We start from the raw sequence: 16,257 nt of genomic DNA on the forward strand, positions 1-16,257 counted from the left end.
TCAAGGCTAAAGAGAAGGTCGGATCAATTCGAGACTGTGGCGAAAGCCTGCCAGATAATCATCGATACAGCGGATGATCAGCTCGCTGCGCCAGGTGTCGCGCAGGGCCATCAGCTCGTCACGGGTCAGCCAGCGGGCGCGCACGATGCCGTCGTCTAGTTGATAGTCCGGGTGGTGTTTCAGCGCCTTGGCGGTGAAGCAGACCCGCTGGTAGGTCACGCCGTTGCTCGGGGCGGTGTACAGGTAGATGCCGACGATGCCGGTGGCTTCGACGTCCCAGCCGGTTTCTTCGAGGGTTTCACGCACGGCGGCTTCGATCAGGGTTTCGTGCGGGTCGAGGTGGCCGGCGGGCTGGTTGAGTACGGCGCGGCCGCCTTTGAGTTCTTCGACCATCAGGAAGCGGCCGTTGTCTTCGACGATGGTGGCGACGGTGATGTGGGGTTGCCAGGTCATAAGTGGCTCTCGATGTGGGCGGGTGCATAAGCAAACTGCATGTCGCGCCTGACATTTTATGATTTTACCCAGGCGCAGCGGCAGCGCAGTTTACCTCTCCAGAACGCTCGTCACTGGAGAAATGTCATGAACCCGATTGCCCACAAAAGCTACGAGGTACGTCTTACATCCCCGCTGCCCATTGCGTTCATTTTGCTGTGGAGTTCTGGCTACATCGGTGGAGCGTTTGGGGTTCGTTATGGTGAGCCCTTCACCATGACGTTCTACCGATTCGCCTTGGCTGCCCTGGTCTTCCTGGGGGGCGCGCTCGCCGTCAAGGCCGAATGGCCAAGGCGCCTCGCGCCCTACCTTCACGCGGCGGTAGTGGGCGTGCTTTTGCAGGCCCTGCAGTTCGGCGGTCTGTACACCGGCATCAGTCAGGGGGTTCCAGCCGGGCAGGCCGCGTTGATTGTCGGGCTGATGCCTGTGTTCGTCGTGATTGGCGCTTACTTTTTTCTCGGCGAACAACTGAGTTGGCGCGATCTGCCGGGCTCGATTCTGGGTGTCGCAGGTGTAGCCATTGTTGTGGCCAGCAGTTTTTTTGGACCCGAGGCGTCAATCGGCGGTTATGGCGCGGTGGGCCTGGCACTGGTTGGTATCACGCTCGGCACGCTCTATCAGAAGCGGTTTCTCGGCGGGGTCAACCTGTGGGTGGGGTGCTTTATTCAGATGCTCACCGCTTCGCTCGTCATGTTGATGCTGGCTTACACCACCGAAACCATGCGGGTGGCCGAGTGGGTGCCCTTCGCTGCGTCGGTGGCCTGGATCACGCTGATGAACTCCGTGGGTGCGCTGACGCTGCTGTATGTGATGATTCGGCGGGGGGAGGCGAGTAAGGCCACTAACTTATTCCATGTGATCCCGGCTGTTACGCAGATCATGGCGTCGTTGGTCTTGGGTGAGGTGCCGAGCGGGGTGGTGATTCTGGGGTTTGTTGTGTCTGGGGTGGGGGTGTATTTGATGAATCATTCGCGGGTCAAGTAGATTGCGCTTTTGGGGTATTCATCCACCTGTCTTGGTGTGCCATGAGAATCAATCTGGATATTCAGTCGCTGCGCAGCTTTGTCAAAGTCGCTGAGCTGAGCAGTTTTACTCGCGCTGCACAGGTTTTGAGCCTGACCCAGCCTGCAATTAGCCAGCAGATCAAGCGTTTGGAGGATCTGCTGGGTGTCGATTTGTTTGTTCGGGATAATCGCCAGGTCTTGCTGACTCTGGATGGTGAGCAACTGACCGCATATGCCCGGCAGATACTGGATATCAACGACAAGGTCGGCGGCCTGTTCGATAGAAGTCGTCAGCAGGAGTCTGTTACGCTCGGTATTCCCGAGTATTTCTGCGAGGGCGTGTTGCAGGGCATTATCGCGGCGGCTGCGTTGCAATTGCCGTCAGTACGGGTGGGTGTGAAAGTGGCGCGTTCGATACCGTTGCTGGGCGCGCTCAATGAGGGGCGTATTGATGTCGGGTTGATGATGGGCGAGTTGTCCGAAGTCCGCGAAGCTCCCCTGCAAACCTTGCCCTTGAGATGGTTTGTCGGTGAGGGCATCGATCACTTGGATGCGCGGCAAGAAATTCCTTTGGCCTTGTTTAAGGCGCCCTGTGCCTTTCGCAGCCTGGCTATTCGACGGTTGGAGGAGGCCGGCATCGCCTGGCGCTGTGTGTATGAGTCAGAGGATCTGGTCTCACTGCGTTCAGCTGTTCAGGCCGGGGTTGGGGTCACGTTGCTGCCTCGGATTGCCGAGGTGAGTGGCTTGAAGCGCCTCGACGCCCTTGCCTGTCTGCCGGAGTTGCCTGAGTTTGGCGTGTGGCTCAGGCAGCGAGCGGGCTGGGAGCCTTGGTTCAAGCAGCGGATGCAGGCGCTGATCGAGGCATCCTGGAGGGGCGAATACGGTATCGCCTGAGGTGGCGCCGGTGTGACGGTTCGTCTTTGCGATTGCGCAGTGTCAGTCGCCGGAAATAGGGACTGATCCATTGCTATCACAGGCAAGCCAGCTCCCACAGGTTGATCGGGTTTCTGCCGCAGGATCAGTGGTGAGGAGAAACACAAACCCCGGCACTGGGCCGGGGCTTGTTTGCAGCGTTACAACCTTACTTCAGCTTGGTAATCGCCGCATTGAGCGTGTTGCTTGGGCGCATGACCTTGCTGATCAGCTCCGGGTTCGGCGCGTAGTAGCCGCCGATGTCCACTGGCTGGCCCTGTACGGCGTTGAGCTCGGCAACGATGGTTGCCTCGTTCGCGGCCAGGGTCTTGGCAAGTGTGGCGAATTGCGCTTGCAGTGCGGTGTCTTCAGTCTGCGCGGCCAGGGCTTGGGCCCAGTACAGCGCCAGGTAGAAGTGGCTGCCGCGGTTGTCGATGTTGCCGACTTTGCGCGATGGCGACTTGTTGTTGTCGAGGAACTGGCCGGTGGCCTGGTCCAGGGTCTTGGACAGTACCAGGGCTTTGGGGTTGTTGTATGTCACACCCAAATGCTCAAGCGATGCGGCCAGGGCCAGGAACTCGCCCAGGGAATCCCAGCGCAGGAAGTTTTCTTCCAGCAACTGCTGCACGTGTTTCGGTGCCGAACCGCCAGCGCCGGTTTCGAACAGGCCACCGCCGTTCATCAGCGGCACGATCGACAGCATCTTGGCGCTGGTGCCCAGTTCCATGATCGGGAACAGGTCGGTCAGGTAGTCGCGCAGTACGTTGCCGGTCACCGAGATAGTGTCCAGGCCCTTGCGGGTGCGCTCCAGGGTGAACTTCATCGCGTCGACCGGCGACATGATGCGGATGTCCAGGCCTTCGGTGTTGTGGTCTTTCAGGTAGGTCTGGACTTTCTCGATCACCGCACCGTCGTGGGCGCGTTGTGGGTCGAGCCAGAAGATGGCCGGGGTGTTGCTGGCGCGGGCACGGTTGACGGCGAGTTTGACCCAGTCCTGGATCGGCGCGTCTTTGGCCTGGCACATGCGGAAGATGTCGCCGGCTTCGACGGGCTGTTCCATCAGCAGGTTGCCCTTGCTGTCGGTGACGCGAACGACGCCGTCAGCCTTGACCTGGAAGGTCTTGTCGTGAGAGCCGTACTCTTCGGCTTTCTGTGCCATCAGGCCAACGTTCGGTACGCTGCCCATGGTGGTCGGATCGAACGCACCATGAGCCTTGCAGTCTTCGATGGTGGCTTGGTAGATGGTGGCGTAGCAGCGATCCGGGATCACGGCCTTGGTGTCGTGCAGTTGGCCGTCGGTGCCCCACATTTTGCCGGAGTCACGGATCATGGCCGGCATCGAGGCGTCGACGATGACGTCGCTCGGCACGTGCAGGTTGGTGATGCCTTTGTCGGAGTTGACCATCGCCAGGGCAGGGCGCGCGGCGTAGACCGCCTGGATATCGGCTTCAATCTGCGCTTGCTGCTCGGCCGGCAGGGCCTTGATGCGTGCGTACAGGTCGCCGATGCCGTTGTTCAGGTTGAAGCCGATCTGCTCCAGCACGGTGGCGTGCTTGGTCAGGGCGTCTTTATAGAACTCGGCAACGATCTGGCCGAACATGATCGGGTCGGAGACCTTCATCATGGTGGCTTTCAGGTGAACCGACAGCAGTACGCCTTGTTTCTTGGCGTCTTCGATTTCAGCGGCGATGAAGCTGCGCAGGGCGTTCTTGCTCAGCACGGAGCTGTCGATGATTTCGCCAGCTTGTACCGAAGTCTTTTCCTTCAGTACGGTCGCGGTGCCGTCTTTAGCGATCAGTTCGATTTTGACCGCGTCGGCGGCCTCGATCTGTACGGCTTTTTCGCTGCCGTAGAAGTCGCCGTGGCTCATGTGAGCAACGTGGGACTTCGAGTCGGCAGCCCAGGCGCCCATCTTGTGCGGGTGCTTGCGTGCATAGTTCTTGACCGACAGCGGTGCGCGGCGGTCAGAGTTGCCTTCGCGCAGTACCGGGTTCACGGCGCTGCCCTTGATCTTGTCGTAACGTGCGCGGGTTTCTTTTTCCGCGTCGGTGGTTACGGTTTCCGGGTAGTCCGGCAGGGCGTAGCCCTGGGCCTGCAGTTCCTTGATCGCCGCCTGCAGTTGAGGGGTCGAGGCACTGATGTTAGGCAGCTTGATGATGTTGGCTTCAGGCGTAACGGCCAGGGCGCCCAGTTCGGCGAGGTGGTCCGGTACGGCTTTGGCGCCCAGTTGCTCGGGGAAGCTTGCGAGGATGCGCCCGGCGAGGGAGATGTCGCGGGTTTCCACGGCAATATCAGCGGAAGCGGTGAAGGCCTCTACGATAGGCAGCAGTGAATAGGTGGCGAGGGCTGGTGCTTCGTCGGTGAAGGTGTAGATGATCTTCGAGCGGGTGGGCATATTCGGATTAACTCTCTTCTTTGCTGAAAGCGTGCGCAGAAACTCGAGATGCGCCGGGTAGAGCGCGTTCGTTCAAAGTCATCCATGAGCGAAAGGTCGAGATTTCTTCGCGGTGATGTTGGGTTGCATCAGTCGAGCGTCAAGCGGGTGGACTATTGTTTAGTCCGGCTTTTTCAGGCGGAGGGCGATGCTTTCTATTGAAGAAGCAAGCGGTCGGCCATCGTGACTCTTTGGTCAGCGGCGGCATTATACATAGGTCGCTATGCTTACGCCGAGCTCTCATACAAAAGGTGGGGCGTCCATTGGTCTAAAGGTCGCAGGGACCCCGTTACATCTAAAGTCGCATGATGTGCTCAAGATTGGCGCTTTTCCCTTTGCTTTCAAGCTAGTAGGCAACTAAATATGCTGTTTTCGATGCAAATGAGCGTGGCGTGAGGTTTCAGTCGTCATTTATCTGGAGTAGGCTCGAACGCAGCCAGATGTTCAATCCATAGATGGAGTTCAGCATGGGATACAAGAAGATTCAGGTTCCGGCAGTCGGCGACAAAATCACCGTCAATGCAGACCATTCTCTCAATGTTCCTGACCAACCGATCATCCCTTATATCGAAGGTGACGGTATTGGCGTCGACATCAGCCCGGTGATGATCAAGGTGGTCGACGCAGCTGTTGAAAAAGCCTACGGCGGCAAGCGCAAAATTTCGTGGATGGAAGTGTTCGCCGGCGAAAAAGCGACCCAAGTCTACGACCAGGACACCTGGCTGCCCCAAGAAACCCTGGACGCGGTCAAGGATTACGTGGTGTCCATCAAGGGCCCTCTGACCACCCCGGTCGGTGGTGGCATCCGTTCGTTGAACGTGGCCCTGCGCCAACAGCTCGACCTCTATGTGTGCCTGCGCCCGGTGCGCTGGTTCGAAGGCGTGCCAAGCCCGGTCAAGAAGCCTGGCGACGTGGACATGACCATCTTCCGCGAAAACTCCGAAGATATTTACGCCGGGATCGAGTGGAAAGCCGGTTCGCCAGAAGCGATCAAAGTGATCAAGTTCCTCAAGGAGGAAATGGGCGTTACCAAGATCCGTTTCGACCAGGATTGCGGCATCGGTATCAAGCCGGTCTCCAAGCAGGGTACTGAGCGTCTGGTGCGCAAAGCCCTGCAATACGTCGTGGATAACGATCGTGAGTCGCTGACCATCGTGCACAAAGGCAACATCATGAAGTTCACCGAAGGTGCCTTCAAGGAATGGGCCTACGGCATCGCCGAGAAAGAATTCGGCGCGACGCTGCTCGACGGCGGTCCATGGATGCAGTTCAAGAATCCAAAAACCGGCAAGAACGTAGTGGTTAAAGATGCAATTGCCGATGCCATGCTTCAGCAGATCCTGCTGCGCCCGGCCGAATACGATGTGATCGCCACGTTGAACCTCAACGGCGACTACCTTTCTGATGCGCTGGCGGCGGAAGTAGGGGGCATTGGCATTGCGCCGGGGGCCAACCTGTCCGATACCATCGCCATGTTCGAGGCTACCCACGGTACTGCGCCCAAGTATGCGGGCAAGGACCAGGTCAACCCGGGCTCATTGATTCTGTCGGCGGAAATGATGCTGCGCCACATGGGCTGGACCGAGGCGGCTGACTTGATCATCAAGGGCACCAATGGCGCGATCTCGGCCAAGACCGTGACCTATGATTTCCATCGCTTGATGGACGGTGCCAAGTTGCTGTCTTCGTCGGGGTTTGGCGATGCGTTGATTTCGCATATGTAAGCAAAGTGGCATAAAAAACGGCCACCCCGGATTGACTGGGGTGGCCGTTTTTGTATTGCAAGACTGCATGCTCGGCGGCGAATCAGGCCGTTTGTTTCTTTTCTTTATGAGCGTGCGATGCTGCTGACTTTTCCGGTGTTCCAACTTTCACTGCATCAATGTTCACGGCGTGCAGCCCTTTCGGTCCTTGAATGATTTCAAAGCTCACAGCTTGTCCCGCCTTCAGCGTTTTGTACCCCTCCATGATGATCGCCGAATAGTGCGCAAAAAGGTCCTCGCTTTTACCTTCTTCGTTAATAAAGCCATATCCCTTGGCGTTATTGAACCACTTGACCTTGCCACTGATCTTGACGCCAGACATACCCATATCCCTCTGCACCAGACTCCATCACTGGAGTATCATCCAGTTTATCCGTCCTAACCCGAATAATAAGGTTGACTGCGCGGACCTTTTTTACCCACTGTGGGTTCTATTGGTTGTAACACTGATTTACCGATAGTCAAGGTGACCGAAGGGTCAGAGTTGAAATTCTGACAGGTCGCCCCCACCACTGTATTTGAACCACTGACGAACCTTTCTTTCCATGCATGCAATCAGCCAGATTCGACTAACATTCAATCAGGATCGACCGGATCACGAACACGATGACGACGGTTCTGCAGGCATTGCTGTCCAGGAGGCTAAGCCTGCTCTACAGGCGCCGCCGATGTACAAGGTGGTTTTGTTCAATGATGACTACACACCGATGGATTTCGTGGTCGAAGTGCTCGAGGTGTTTTTTAACCTGAACCGCGAGTTGGCGACCAAGGTAATGCTGGCCGTTCACACAGAAGGACGGGCAGTATGTGGAGTGTTTACCCGCGACATCGCCGAGACAAAGGCCATGCAGGTCAACCAGTACGCCAGGGAAAGCCAGCATCCGCTACTCTGTGAAATCGAGAAGGACGGTTAACGCCGACCACTTGGGTATGAGGTGAAGCTATGTTAAACCGCGAGCTCGAAGTCACCCTCAATCTTGCCTTCAAGGAGGCTCGTTCGAAGCGTCATGAATTCATGACCGTCGAACACCTGCTGCTGGCACTTTTGGATAACGAAGCTGCCGCCACCGTTCTGCGTGCGTGCGGCGCCAATCTCGACAAGCTCAAGCATGACCTGCAGGAGTTCATCGACTCCACGACGCCACTGATCCCCGTGCATGACGAGGACCGTGAAACCCAGCCGACCCTGGGCTTTCAGCGGGTATTGCAGCGTGCTGTTTTCCACGTGCAGAGCTCCGGTAAGCGTGAGGTCACGGGCGCCAATGTGCTCGTCGCCATCTTCAGTGAACAGGAAAGCCAGGCAGTGTTTTTGCTGAAACAGCAGAGCGTTGCCCGTATCGATGTCGTCAACTACATCGCCCACGGTATCTCCAAAGTGCCTGGGCACGGCGAACATTCCGAGGGTGAGCAGGATATGCAGGACGACGAGGGCGGTGAGTCTTCTTCTTCGGGCAATCCATTGGATGCCTATGCCAGCAATCTCAATGAGCTGGCGCGCCAGGGGCGGATCGATCCGCTGGTGGGGCGCGAGTCTGAGGTTGAGCGTGTGGCGCAGATCCTCGCGCGTCGTCGCAAGAACAACCCGTTGCTGGTAGGTGAGGCGGGCGTGGGTAAAACCGCGATTGCCGAAGGCCTGGCCAAGCGTATCGTCGACAACCAGGTGCCGGACCTGTTGGCCAACAGCGTCGTCTACTCTCTTGACCTCGGCGCGTTGCTCGCCGGGACCAAGTACCGTGGCGATTTCGAGAAGCGCTTCAAGGCGTTGCTCGGCGAGCTGAAAAAACGCCCGCAGGCGATCCTGTTCATCGATGAAATCCACACCATCATTGGTGCTGGTGCGGCGTCTGGTGGGGTGATGGATGCTTCCAACCTGCTCAAGCCGTTGTTGTCGTCGGGTGATATTCGCTGCATCGGCTCGACCACATTCCAAGAATTTCGCGGGATCTTCGAGAAAGACCGTGCCCTGGCGCGTCGTTTTCAGAAAGTCGACGTGTCCGAGCCTTCGGTTGAGGACACCATCGGTATTCTGCGTGGTCTCAGGGGGCGTTTCGAAGCGCACCATGGCGTCGAGTACACCGATGAAGCGCTGCGTGCCGCTGCCGAGCTGGCGTCGCGCTACATCAATGACCGGCACATGCCGGACAAGGCCATCGATGTGATCGACGAGGCGGGTGCCTATCAGCGCCTGCAGCCAGTCGAGAAGCGTGTGAAGCGCATCGACGTGTCTCAGGTCGAGGCGATAGTGGCCAAGATCGCGCGGATTCCGCCAAAACACGTCAGCAGTTCCGACAAAGAGCTGCTGCGTAACCTGGAGCGCGACCTCAAGCTCACCGTGTTTGGCCAGGATGCCGCCATCGACTCGTTGTCCACTGCGATCAAGTTGTCGCGGGCGGGTCTCAAGTCGCCGGACAAGCCAGTCGGTTCGTTCCTGTTCGCCGGTCCGACCGGCGTTGGCAAGACCGAAGCGGCCCGGCAGTTGGCCAAGGCCATGGGCATTGAGCTGGTGCGGTTCGACATGTCCGAATACATGGAGCGTCACACCGTGTCGCGCCTGATCGGTGCACCTCCGGGCTATGTCGGTTTTGACCAGGGCGGTCTGTTGACCGAGGCGATCACCAAGCAGCCGCATTGCGTATTGCTCCTCGATGAAATCGAGAAGGCACACCCAGAAGTCTTCAACCTGCTGCTGCAGGTCATGGATCACGGCACCCTGACCGACAACAACGGGCGCAAGGCGGACTTCCGCAACGTGATCGTGATCATGACCACCAACGCCGGTGCTGAAACCGCCGCGCGGGCTTCGATCGGCTTTACACATCAGGATCACTCTTCCGATGCGATGGAAGTGATCAAGAAGAGCTTCACGCCGGAGTTCCGCAACCGTCTGGACACCATTATCCAGTTTGGTCGCCTCAGTCATGAGGTCATCAAAAACGTGGTGGACAAGTTCCTCACCGAGCTTCAAGCGCAGTTGGAAGACAAGCGCGTGCAGTTGGAAGTGACGGACGCGGCGCGCAATTGGTTGGCCGAGGGTGGTTACGACGCGGCAATGGGCGCTCGCCCGATGGCGCGTCTGATCCAGGACAAGATCAAGCGGCCATTGGCCGAAGAGATCCTGTTTGGCGAACTTGCCGACCACGGTGGCGTGGTGCATATCGACCTGAAGGACGGCGAGCTGACCTTCGAGTTCGAAACCACGGCCGAAATGGCCTGATTGTTCTGCAACTACGCAAAAGGCGCCGAAAGGCGCCTTTTTGCTGTCTTGAAATGCAATTGCCAGAACAATGGAAATCCAGTGTGGGAGGGGGCTTGGGTGTGAGGTAAATCCTGCGCGCACACAAAAACGCCCGGCATAACCGGGCGTCTTGTATTGACTTGATTAACGGGCGCGGTAAGTGATGCGCCCTTTGCTCAGGTCATAGGGCGTCAGCTCGACGCGCACTTTGTCACCGGTAAGAATACGAATGTAGTTCTTGCGCATCTTGCCGGAGATATGCGCGGTTACGACGTGCCCATTTTCCAACTCCACACGAAACATGGTGTTGGGCAGGGTGTCGACGACAGTGCCTTCCATTTCGAAGCTGTCTTCTTTCGACATGCAGTAAAGCCCTCGGTATCCAGTGAATGGCCCGGTGCAACTGCGCCAGGCAAAAGCGGCGTGCATTGTGCCCGAAAAAGGGTGTTTAAGCCAAGGGGTTCTAGTTAAGCGTGACCCATCTTTGATTAATCAGCAGTTCAATGGGTCGATATTGGGTCTTGTAGCTCATCTTTTTGCAGTTTTTGATCCAGTATCCAAGGTACAGCGCCTCCAGTTCCAGGCGCAGGGCTTCGCCGATTTGCCAGAGGATCGCGAAACGTCCCAGGCTGCGCCGTTCTTCGGCCGGTTCATAAAAGGTGTACACCGCCGACAGGCCATTGGGCAGCAAATCGGTCACGGCGACGGCTAGCAAGCGCCCGTCGAGACGAAATTCGTAGAAGCGTGAGAAGGGCAGTTCACGCACCAGAAAGGTGGAAAACTGGTCGCGACTGGGTGGGAACATATCGCCGTCGGCATGGCGTTGTTCGATGTAGCGCTGGTAAAGGTCGAAATACTCTTCACTGTACTTGGGGTTGGCCGCTGTGACAGTCAGGTCCGCGTTGCGCTTGAGGATGCGCCTCTGGTTGCGGTCTGGCACAAACTGCGCCGCCGGAATCCGTGCCGGCACGCAGGCATTGCAGTTTTGGCAATGCGGTCGGTACAGGTGATCGCCGCTGCGCCGAAACCCCATTTCCGAGAGGTCGGCATACACATGCACATCCATCGGCTGGCTGGGATCGAGGAACAGCGTGGTGGCCTGTTCGTCGGGCAGATAGCTGCAAGCGTGGGCTTGAGTGGCATAAAACTTCAATCGCGCCAGCTCGGTCATGATCAACCCTCGGATAAGCTTTGAAATAAGTGTAAGCCAGGTGCGAGGAAGTCGCCTAGGAAACCCACGGTCCAGCGCTGGGTTGGTCCAGATAGTCGCGCAGGAAACTGGCGAAGTCGCTGCGCGGTATGGCGCGCGCGCCCAGGCTGTGCAGGTGATCGTTAGGCATCTGGCAGTCGATCAGCACAAATCCCCACGTCTGTAGCTGCCGGATCAGTGTGGCAAAGCCGAACTTCGAGGCGTTATCGGCGCGGCTGAACATCGACTCGCCAAAAAATAACCGGCCCATCGCCAGCCCATACAGGCCGCCCACCAGTTCGCCGTTGTCCCATACCTCTACCGAATGCGCGTAACCCCGTGCGTGCAGCTCCTGGTAGGCGCTCTGGATACCCTCGGTGATCCAGGTGCCATCTGCGTAGGCGCGTGGCGCGGCGCAGGCCTGGATGACCGCGGCGAAGTCCTGGTCGAAGGTCACGCTGTAGCGCTGCTGGCGCAATAATTTGCCCAGGCTGCGGGATACGTGCAGTTCGTCGGGGAAGATCACGGTGCGTGGGTCCGGTGACCACCAGAGAATCGGCTGGCCTTGCGAGAACCACGGAAAGCAGCCGTGGCGATAGGCCTGGATCAGCCGCTCGGCCGACAGGTCGCCACCGGCGGCGAGCAGGCCATTGGGTTCGCGCATGGCTTTGGCCAGCGGGGGGAAGGTCAGGGTGTCGCGTTGTAACCAGGTCAGCATGGCATCCAGGCTTACGGAAGGGGAGGGGAGTGGCAGGTACGGGGCCTGCCCTGTAGATGATTGATTATTGTCGACCCGGCGCCAGGGAGCCAGCCCGAATCGGGCATTGGTGTGGATTAGCGTGAACGGGTGTTTCTGCAACTCTCTCTCAGAGACGTGGTCGTATTCGGGATTGCCCCATGCAGGCCAATTGCCAACCTTGCCTGGATTGCTAGAAACAGCGCATAAGCCTTTGTCAGCAAAGACAATGCGTGCTCAAATTGAACAGTATGTGACACTTGAATTGTTCAGGCTGCCGCGCAAGGGGCAAGTGCGTGGCATCAGGGACACAAACCCGTACAATGCGGGCATTCTGGCGTTATCGCCGTTTCACTCGTCAATCGCTCGGTGTTAAAGGTAGATTTAACGACGTTCGTATATTTTTCAGCTGCTCGGATTGGGCGGCAGTGTGCAGTCATTCAACAGATGGACGCGCTAAAGGCGCAGGAAAAGACCCGTTTTGAAGAAATCCACCGCGACACAAAAAACAGTCGTGCCGGCCTGGCGTCAGCACCTGCATTATCGGCTCAAGGAAGGTGCACTGATCGCCATCGGCGCCCTGTGCCTGTTCCTGATGATGGCCTTGCTCACCTATGGCAAGGACGATCCGGGCTGGAGCCACAACAGCAAGATCGAAGACGTGCAGAACTTCGGTGGGCCTGCCGGTTCCTACAGCGCCGATATCCTGTTCATGGTGCTGGGTTATTTCGCTTACATTTTCCCGTTGCTGCTGGCGATCAAGACCTGGCAGATCTTCCGCCAGCGTCATGAGCCGTGGCAGTGGAGTGGCTGGCTGTTTTCCTGGCGCCTGATCGGCCTGGTGTTCCTGGTGCTGTCCGGTGCGGCGTTGGCGCATATCCATTTCCATGCCCCAACCGGCCTGCCGGCGGGAGCAGGCGGTGCGTTGGGTGAGAGTCTCGGCGACCTGGCCCGCAAGACCCTGAATATCCAGGGCAGCACGCTGATGTTTATCGCGCTGTTCCTGTTTGGCCTCACCGTGTTCACCGACCTGTCGTGGTTCAAGGTGATGGACGTGACCGGCAAAATCACCCTCGACCTGCTGGAGCTGTTCCAGGGCGCCGCCAACCGCTGGTGGTCGGCTCGGGTCGAGCGCAAGCGCATGGTGGCCCAACTGCGCGAGGTGGACACCCGCGTCAACGAGGTCGTAGCCCCGAGCACGCCGGACCGGCGTGAACAAGCCAAGGTCAAGGAACGCCTGATCGAGCGCGAGCAAGCCCTGAGCAAGCACATGTCGGACCGCGAGAAACAGGTGCCGCCGGTCATCGCCCCGGCACCGATCAAGGCTCCCGAGCCGAGTCATCGCGTGCAGAAAGAGAAACAGGCGCCGTTGTTTGTCGACAGCGCGGTCGAAGGCACATTGCCGCCGATCTCGATTCTCGACCCGGCCGAGAAGAAACAACTCAACTATTCCCCTGAGTCCCTGGCGGCCGTCGGCCATTTGCTGGAAATCAAGCTCAAGGAATTCGGTGTTGAAGTCTCGGTGGACTCGATCCACCCCGGCCCGGTGATTACCCGTTACGAAATCCAGCCAGCGGCCGGGGTCAAGGTCAGCCGAATCTCCAACCTGGCCAAAGACCTTGCCCGTTCCCTGGCCGTGACCAGCGTGCGCGTGGTGGAAGTGATCCCCGGCAAAACCACCGTGGGCATCGAGATTCCCAACGAAGACCGCCAGATCGTGCGCTTCTCCGAGGTGCTGTCGACCCCGGAATACGACAACTTCAAATCGCCGGTCACCCTGGCCCTGGGCCATGACATCGGCGGCAAGCCGGTGATCACGGACCTGGCGAAAATGCCTCACCTGCTGGTGGCCGGTACTACCGGCTCGGGTAAGTCGGTGGGTGTGAACGCGATGATCCTGTCGATCCTGTTCAAGTCCGGCCCGGAAGACGCCAAGCTGATCATGATCGACCCGAAGATGCTCGAATTGTCGATCTACGAAGGCATTCCGCACCTGCTGTGCCCGGTCGTCACCGACATGAAGGACGCCGCCAACGCCCTGCGCTGGAGCGTTGCCGAGATGGAGCGGCGCTACAAGCTGATGGCGAAGATGGGCGTGCGCAACCTGTCGGGCTTCAATGCCAAGGTCAAGGAAGCCCAGGACGCCGGCACGCCACTGACCGACCCGTTGTACAAGCGCGAAAACATCCACGACGAAGCGCCATTGCTGACCAAGTTGCCGACCATCGTGGTGGTGGTCGACGAATTTGCCGACATGATGATGATCGTCGGCAAAAAGGTTGAAGAGTTGATCGCACGTATCGCCCAGAAGGCGCGTGCCGCCGGTATCCACTTGATTCTCGCCACCCAGCGGCCGTCGGTGGATGTGATCACCGGTCTGATCAAGGCCAACATCCCGACGCGCATGGCGTTCCAGGTATCGAGCAAGATCGACTCGCGGACCATCATCGACCAGGGTGGCGCCGAACAGCTGCTGGGCCACGGTGACATGCTCTACATGCCGCCGGGCACCAGCCTGCCGATTCGCGTGCATGGCGCGTTCGTTTCCGACGATGAAGTCCACCGCGTGGTGGAAGCCTGGAAACTGCGCGGCGCGCCGGAATACAACGACGAAATCCTCGCGGGTGTTGAAGAAGCCGGCAGCGGCTTCGACGGCGGCAGCGGTGGCGACGATGATGCCGAAACCGACGCACTGTACGACGAGGCCGTGGCTTTCGTATTGGAAAGCCGCCGCGCCTCGATCTCTGCCGTGCAGCGCAAGTTGAAAATCGGCTACAACCGTGCCGCCCGCATGATCGAATCCATGGAAAATGCCGGTGTCGTCACCGCAATGAACACCAACGGCTCGCGCGAAGTCATCGCTCCCGGGCAGATGCGCGACTGATCACGCGCCGCGTGGCAGCACGCGGCGCGCCCTAACGACTCAATGAGGACTCCCATGCGTCTTATCCGCATGCTGTTGTTGCCGGCACTGGCCCTGACTGCTGTTTCTGCTCACGCTGATCCGGCCTCCGTCGCCAGCCTGACCAACCTGCTCGACAAATCCAAGACCCTGACTGCGCGCTTCTCCCAGTTGACCCTGGACGGCGGCGGCACCCAGTTGCAGGAAACCGCCGGTGAAATGGCCGTGCAACGCCCAGGGTTGTTCTACTGGAAGACCGACGCGCCGAATGAGCAGACCATCGTCTCGGACGGCCAAAAAGTCACGTTGTGGGACCCGGACCTGGAACAGGCGACCATCAAGAAGCTCGACCCGCGCCTGAACCAAACCCCTGCGCTGCTGCTGTCGGGCGATGTATCGAAAATCAGCGACAGTTTCGACATCACCTCCAAGCAAGCCAGCAATGTGATCGACTTCACCCTCAAACCGAAATCCAAGGACACGCTGTTCGACAGCCTGCGCCTGTCGTTCCGCAACGGTGTGATCAATGACATGCAACTGGTCGACAGCGTCGGCCAGCGCACCAATATCCTGTTCACCGGGGTCAAGGCCAACGAGCCGGTGCCCGCCTCCAAGTTCAAGTTCGACATCCCCAAGGGTGCCGACGTGATCCAGGAATAACCTGCCTAGAGGTTTCAAACGCTGCCCATGGACCTGTTTCGAAGTGCCCCGATCGCTCAACCCCTGGCCGCACGCTTGCGTTCGACCAACCTGGATGAGTACGTCGGTCAGGAACACCTGCTCGCTCGCGGTAAGCCTTTGCGCGAAGCCCTGGAGCAGGGTGCGCTGCACTCGATGATTTTCTGGGGGCCGCCGGGGGTGGGTAAAACCACCCTCGCGCGGCTGCTGGCGAAAGTCTCGGATGCCCATTTCGAAACGGTCTCGGCGGTGCTGGCCGGGGTCAAGGAGATCCGCCAGGCGGTGGAAGTGGCCAAGCAGCAGGCCGGGCAATATGGCAAGCGCACCATCCTGTTCGTCGACGAAGTGCATCGCTTCAACAAGTCTCAGCAGGATGCGTTCTTGCCGTATGTCGAAGATGGCACGCTGATTTTTATCGGTGCAACCACCGAGAACCCGTCCTTTGAATTGAACAACGCCTTGCTCTCGCGGGCGCGGGTGTATGTGCTCAAGAGCTTGGATGAAGCGGCGATGCGAAAGCTGCTGCAGCGTGCCTTGAGCGAAGACAAGGGTTTGGGCAAGCGCCAGTTGAGCCTCAGCGATGAAGGCTTCAAGATCCTGTTCAGCGCCGCCGATGGCGATGGGCGGCGTTTTCTCAACCTGCTGGAGAACGCGTCCGACCTGGCCGAGGACGGCAGCGAAATTGGCGTCGAGCTCCTGCAAAGCCTGCTCGGCGACACACGCCGGCGCTTCGACAAGGGTGGCGAAGCGTTCTACGATCAGATTTCGGCGCTGCACAAGTCGGTACGCGGCTCCAACCCCGACGGCGCGTTGTACTGGTTCGCGCGCATGATCGACGGTGGCTGTGATCCGCTGTACCTGGCGCGCCGCGTGGTGCGCATGGCCAGTGAAGACATCGGCAACGCCGACCCG

Annotated in this window: 14 protein-coding genes; 8 read left to right on the forward strand and 6 right to left on the reverse strand. The window is 58.8% G+C overall.

The window, feature by feature from the left end; genetic code table 11:
- Positions 1 to 6: 6 nt before the first annotated feature.
- A complete protein-coding gene (locus L9Z73_RS05320) occupies positions 7 to 453 on the reverse strand; it encodes an NUDIX hydrolase (RefSeq protein ID WP_247397114.1) in 447 nt (148 codons plus the stop codon).
- A gap of 126 nt (positions 454 to 579) precedes the next feature.
- On the opposite strand from L9Z73_RS05320, the gene L9Z73_RS05325 reads away from it, so the two are divergent.
- Positions 580 to 1,476 carry a DMT family transporter gene (locus L9Z73_RS05325; protein WP_247397116.1) on the forward strand — a complete coding sequence of 299 codons (897 nt, stop codon included), beginning with the start codon at positions 580 to 582 and terminating at the stop codon, positions 1,474 to 1,476.
- A 41-nt stretch (positions 1,477 to 1,517) separates the two neighbouring features.
- On the forward strand, positions 1,518 to 2,390 hold the full coding sequence (locus L9Z73_RS05330) for a LysR family transcriptional regulator (RefSeq protein ID WP_247397118.1): 873 nt from the start codon (positions 1,518 to 1,520) through the stop codon (positions 2,388 to 2,390).
- A 187-nt stretch (positions 2,391 to 2,577) separates the two neighbouring features.
- Here L9Z73_RS05330 and L9Z73_RS05335 read toward each other — a convergent pair whose 3' ends face one another.
- On the reverse strand, positions 2,578 to 4,803 hold the full coding sequence (locus L9Z73_RS05335) for an NADP-dependent isocitrate dehydrogenase (RefSeq protein WP_247397120.1): 2,226 nt from the start codon (positions 4,801 to 4,803) through the stop codon (positions 2,578 to 2,580).
- A gap of 506 nt (positions 4,804 to 5,309) precedes the next feature.
- Between L9Z73_RS05335 and icd the strand changes: the two genes are divergently transcribed.
- On the forward strand, positions 5,310 to 6,566 hold the full coding sequence (gene icd, locus L9Z73_RS05340; RefSeq protein ID WP_247397122.1) for an NADP-dependent isocitrate dehydrogenase: 1,257 nt from the start codon (positions 5,310 to 5,312) through the stop codon (positions 6,564 to 6,566).
- Positions 6,567 to 6,648: 82 nt separating this feature from the next.
- On the opposite strand, the gene cspD is transcribed toward icd, so the two are convergent.
- Positions 6,649 to 6,927 (reverse strand): cold shock domain-containing protein CspD, encoded by a 279-nt coding sequence (gene cspD, locus L9Z73_RS05345; RefSeq protein ID WP_282598518.1) that lies wholly within the window; start codon positions 6,925 to 6,927, stop codon positions 6,649 to 6,651.
- A 223-nt stretch (positions 6,928 to 7,150) separates the two neighbouring features.
- Between cspD and clpS the strand changes: the two genes are divergently transcribed.
- A complete protein-coding gene (gene clpS, locus L9Z73_RS05350; RefSeq protein WP_010567912.1) occupies positions 7,151 to 7,519 on the forward strand; it encodes an ATP-dependent Clp protease adapter ClpS in 369 nt (122 codons plus the stop codon).
- Positions 7,520 to 7,548: 29 nt separating this feature from the next.
- Positions 7,549 to 9,819 carry an ATP-dependent Clp protease ATP-binding subunit ClpA gene (gene clpA / locus L9Z73_RS05355; protein WP_247397124.1) on the forward strand — a complete coding sequence of 757 codons (2,271 nt, stop codon included), beginning with the start codon at positions 7,549 to 7,551 and terminating at the stop codon, positions 9,817 to 9,819.
- A 165-nt stretch (positions 9,820 to 9,984) separates the two neighbouring features.
- On the opposite strand, the gene infA is transcribed toward clpA, so the two are convergent.
- The 3 genes from infA to aat form a co-directional block, all read right to left on the reverse strand.
- Entirely contained in the window at positions 9,985 to 10,203 is a 219-nt protein-coding gene (gene infA / locus L9Z73_RS05360) for a translation initiation factor IF-1 (protein ID WP_002553999.1), read from the reverse strand.
- Between the two features lie 100 nt (positions 10,204 to 10,303).
- Entirely contained in the window at positions 10,304 to 11,011 is a 708-nt protein-coding gene (locus L9Z73_RS05365; protein WP_247397127.1) for an arginyltransferase, read from the reverse strand.
- A gap of 55 nt (positions 11,012 to 11,066) precedes the next feature.
- Positions 11,067 to 11,747, reverse strand: coding sequence for a leucyl/phenylalanyl-tRNA--protein transferase (gene aat / locus L9Z73_RS05370; protein ID WP_247397130.1), 681 nt, complete (start codon positions 11,745 to 11,747; stop codon positions 11,067 to 11,069).
- A 499-nt stretch (positions 11,748 to 12,246) separates the two neighbouring features.
- Between aat and L9Z73_RS05375 the strand changes: the two genes are divergently transcribed.
- The 3 genes from L9Z73_RS05375 to L9Z73_RS05385 all read left to right on the forward strand — a co-directional run.
- Positions 12,247 to 14,649: a DNA translocase FtsK gene (locus tag L9Z73_RS05375; protein ID WP_247397133.1), complete on the forward strand. Its 2,403-nt coding sequence runs from the start codon at positions 12,247 to 12,249 to the stop codon at positions 14,647 to 14,649.
- A gap of 54 nt (positions 14,650 to 14,703) precedes the next feature.
- Positions 14,704 to 15,327, forward strand: a complete 624-nt coding sequence (gene lolA, locus L9Z73_RS05380) for an outer membrane lipoprotein chaperone LolA (RefSeq protein ID WP_247397136.1) — start codon at positions 14,704 to 14,706, stop codon at positions 15,325 to 15,327.
- A 27-nt stretch (positions 15,328 to 15,354) separates the two neighbouring features.
- The coding region (locus L9Z73_RS05385) for a replication-associated recombination protein A (RefSeq protein ID WP_247397140.1) at positions 15,355 to 16,257 on the forward strand (903 nt) is incomplete at its 3' end.

This window comes from Pseudomonas emilianonis (assembly GCF_023072625.1).
Lineage (GTDB): Bacteria > Pseudomonadota > Gammaproteobacteria > Pseudomonadales > Pseudomonadaceae > Aquipseudomonas > Aquipseudomonas paraveronii.

Excerpts from the sequence above, each read along its gene's own strand:
- L9Z73_RS05320 (WP_247397114.1), bottom strand. The coding sequence starts at position 453 with ATGACCTGGCAACCCCACATCACCGTCGCCACCATCGTCGAAGACAAC.
- L9Z73_RS05325 (WP_247397116.1), top strand. The coding sequence starts at position 580 with ATGAACCCGATTGCCCACAAAAGCTACGAGGTACGTCTTACATCCCCG.
- L9Z73_RS05330 (WP_247397118.1), top strand. The coding sequence starts at position 1,518 with ATGAGAATCAATCTGGATATTCAGTCGCTGCGCAGCTTTGTCAAAGTC.
- L9Z73_RS05335 (WP_247397120.1), bottom strand. The coding sequence starts at position 4,803 with ATGCCCACCCGCTCGAAGATCATCTACACCTTCACCGACGAAGCACCA.
- icd (WP_247397122.1), top strand. The coding sequence starts at position 5,310 with ATGGGATACAAGAAGATTCAGGTTCCGGCAGTCGGCGACAAAATCACC.
- cspD (WP_282598518.1), bottom strand. The coding sequence starts at position 6,927 with ATGTCTGGCGTCAAGATCAGTGGCAAGGTCAAGTGGTTCAATAACGCC.
- clpS (WP_010567912.1), top strand. The coding sequence starts at position 7,151 with ATGCATGCAATCAGCCAGATTCGACTAACATTCAATCAGGATCGACCG.
- clpA (WP_247397124.1), top strand. The coding sequence starts at position 7,549 with ATGTTAAACCGCGAGCTCGAAGTCACCCTCAATCTTGCCTTCAAGGAG.
- infA (WP_002553999.1), bottom strand. The coding sequence starts at position 10,203 with ATGTCGAAAGAAGACAGCTTCGAAATGGAAGGCACTGTCGTCGACACC.
- L9Z73_RS05365 (WP_247397127.1), bottom strand. The coding sequence starts at position 11,011 with ATGACCGAGCTGGCGCGATTGAAGTTTTATGCCACTCAAGCCCACGCT.
- aat (WP_247397130.1), bottom strand. The coding sequence starts at position 11,747 with ATGCTGACCTGGTTACAACGCGACACCCTGACCTTCCCCCCGCTGGCC.
- lolA (WP_247397136.1), top strand. The coding sequence starts at position 14,704 with ATGCGTCTTATCCGCATGCTGTTGTTGCCGGCACTGGCCCTGACTGCT.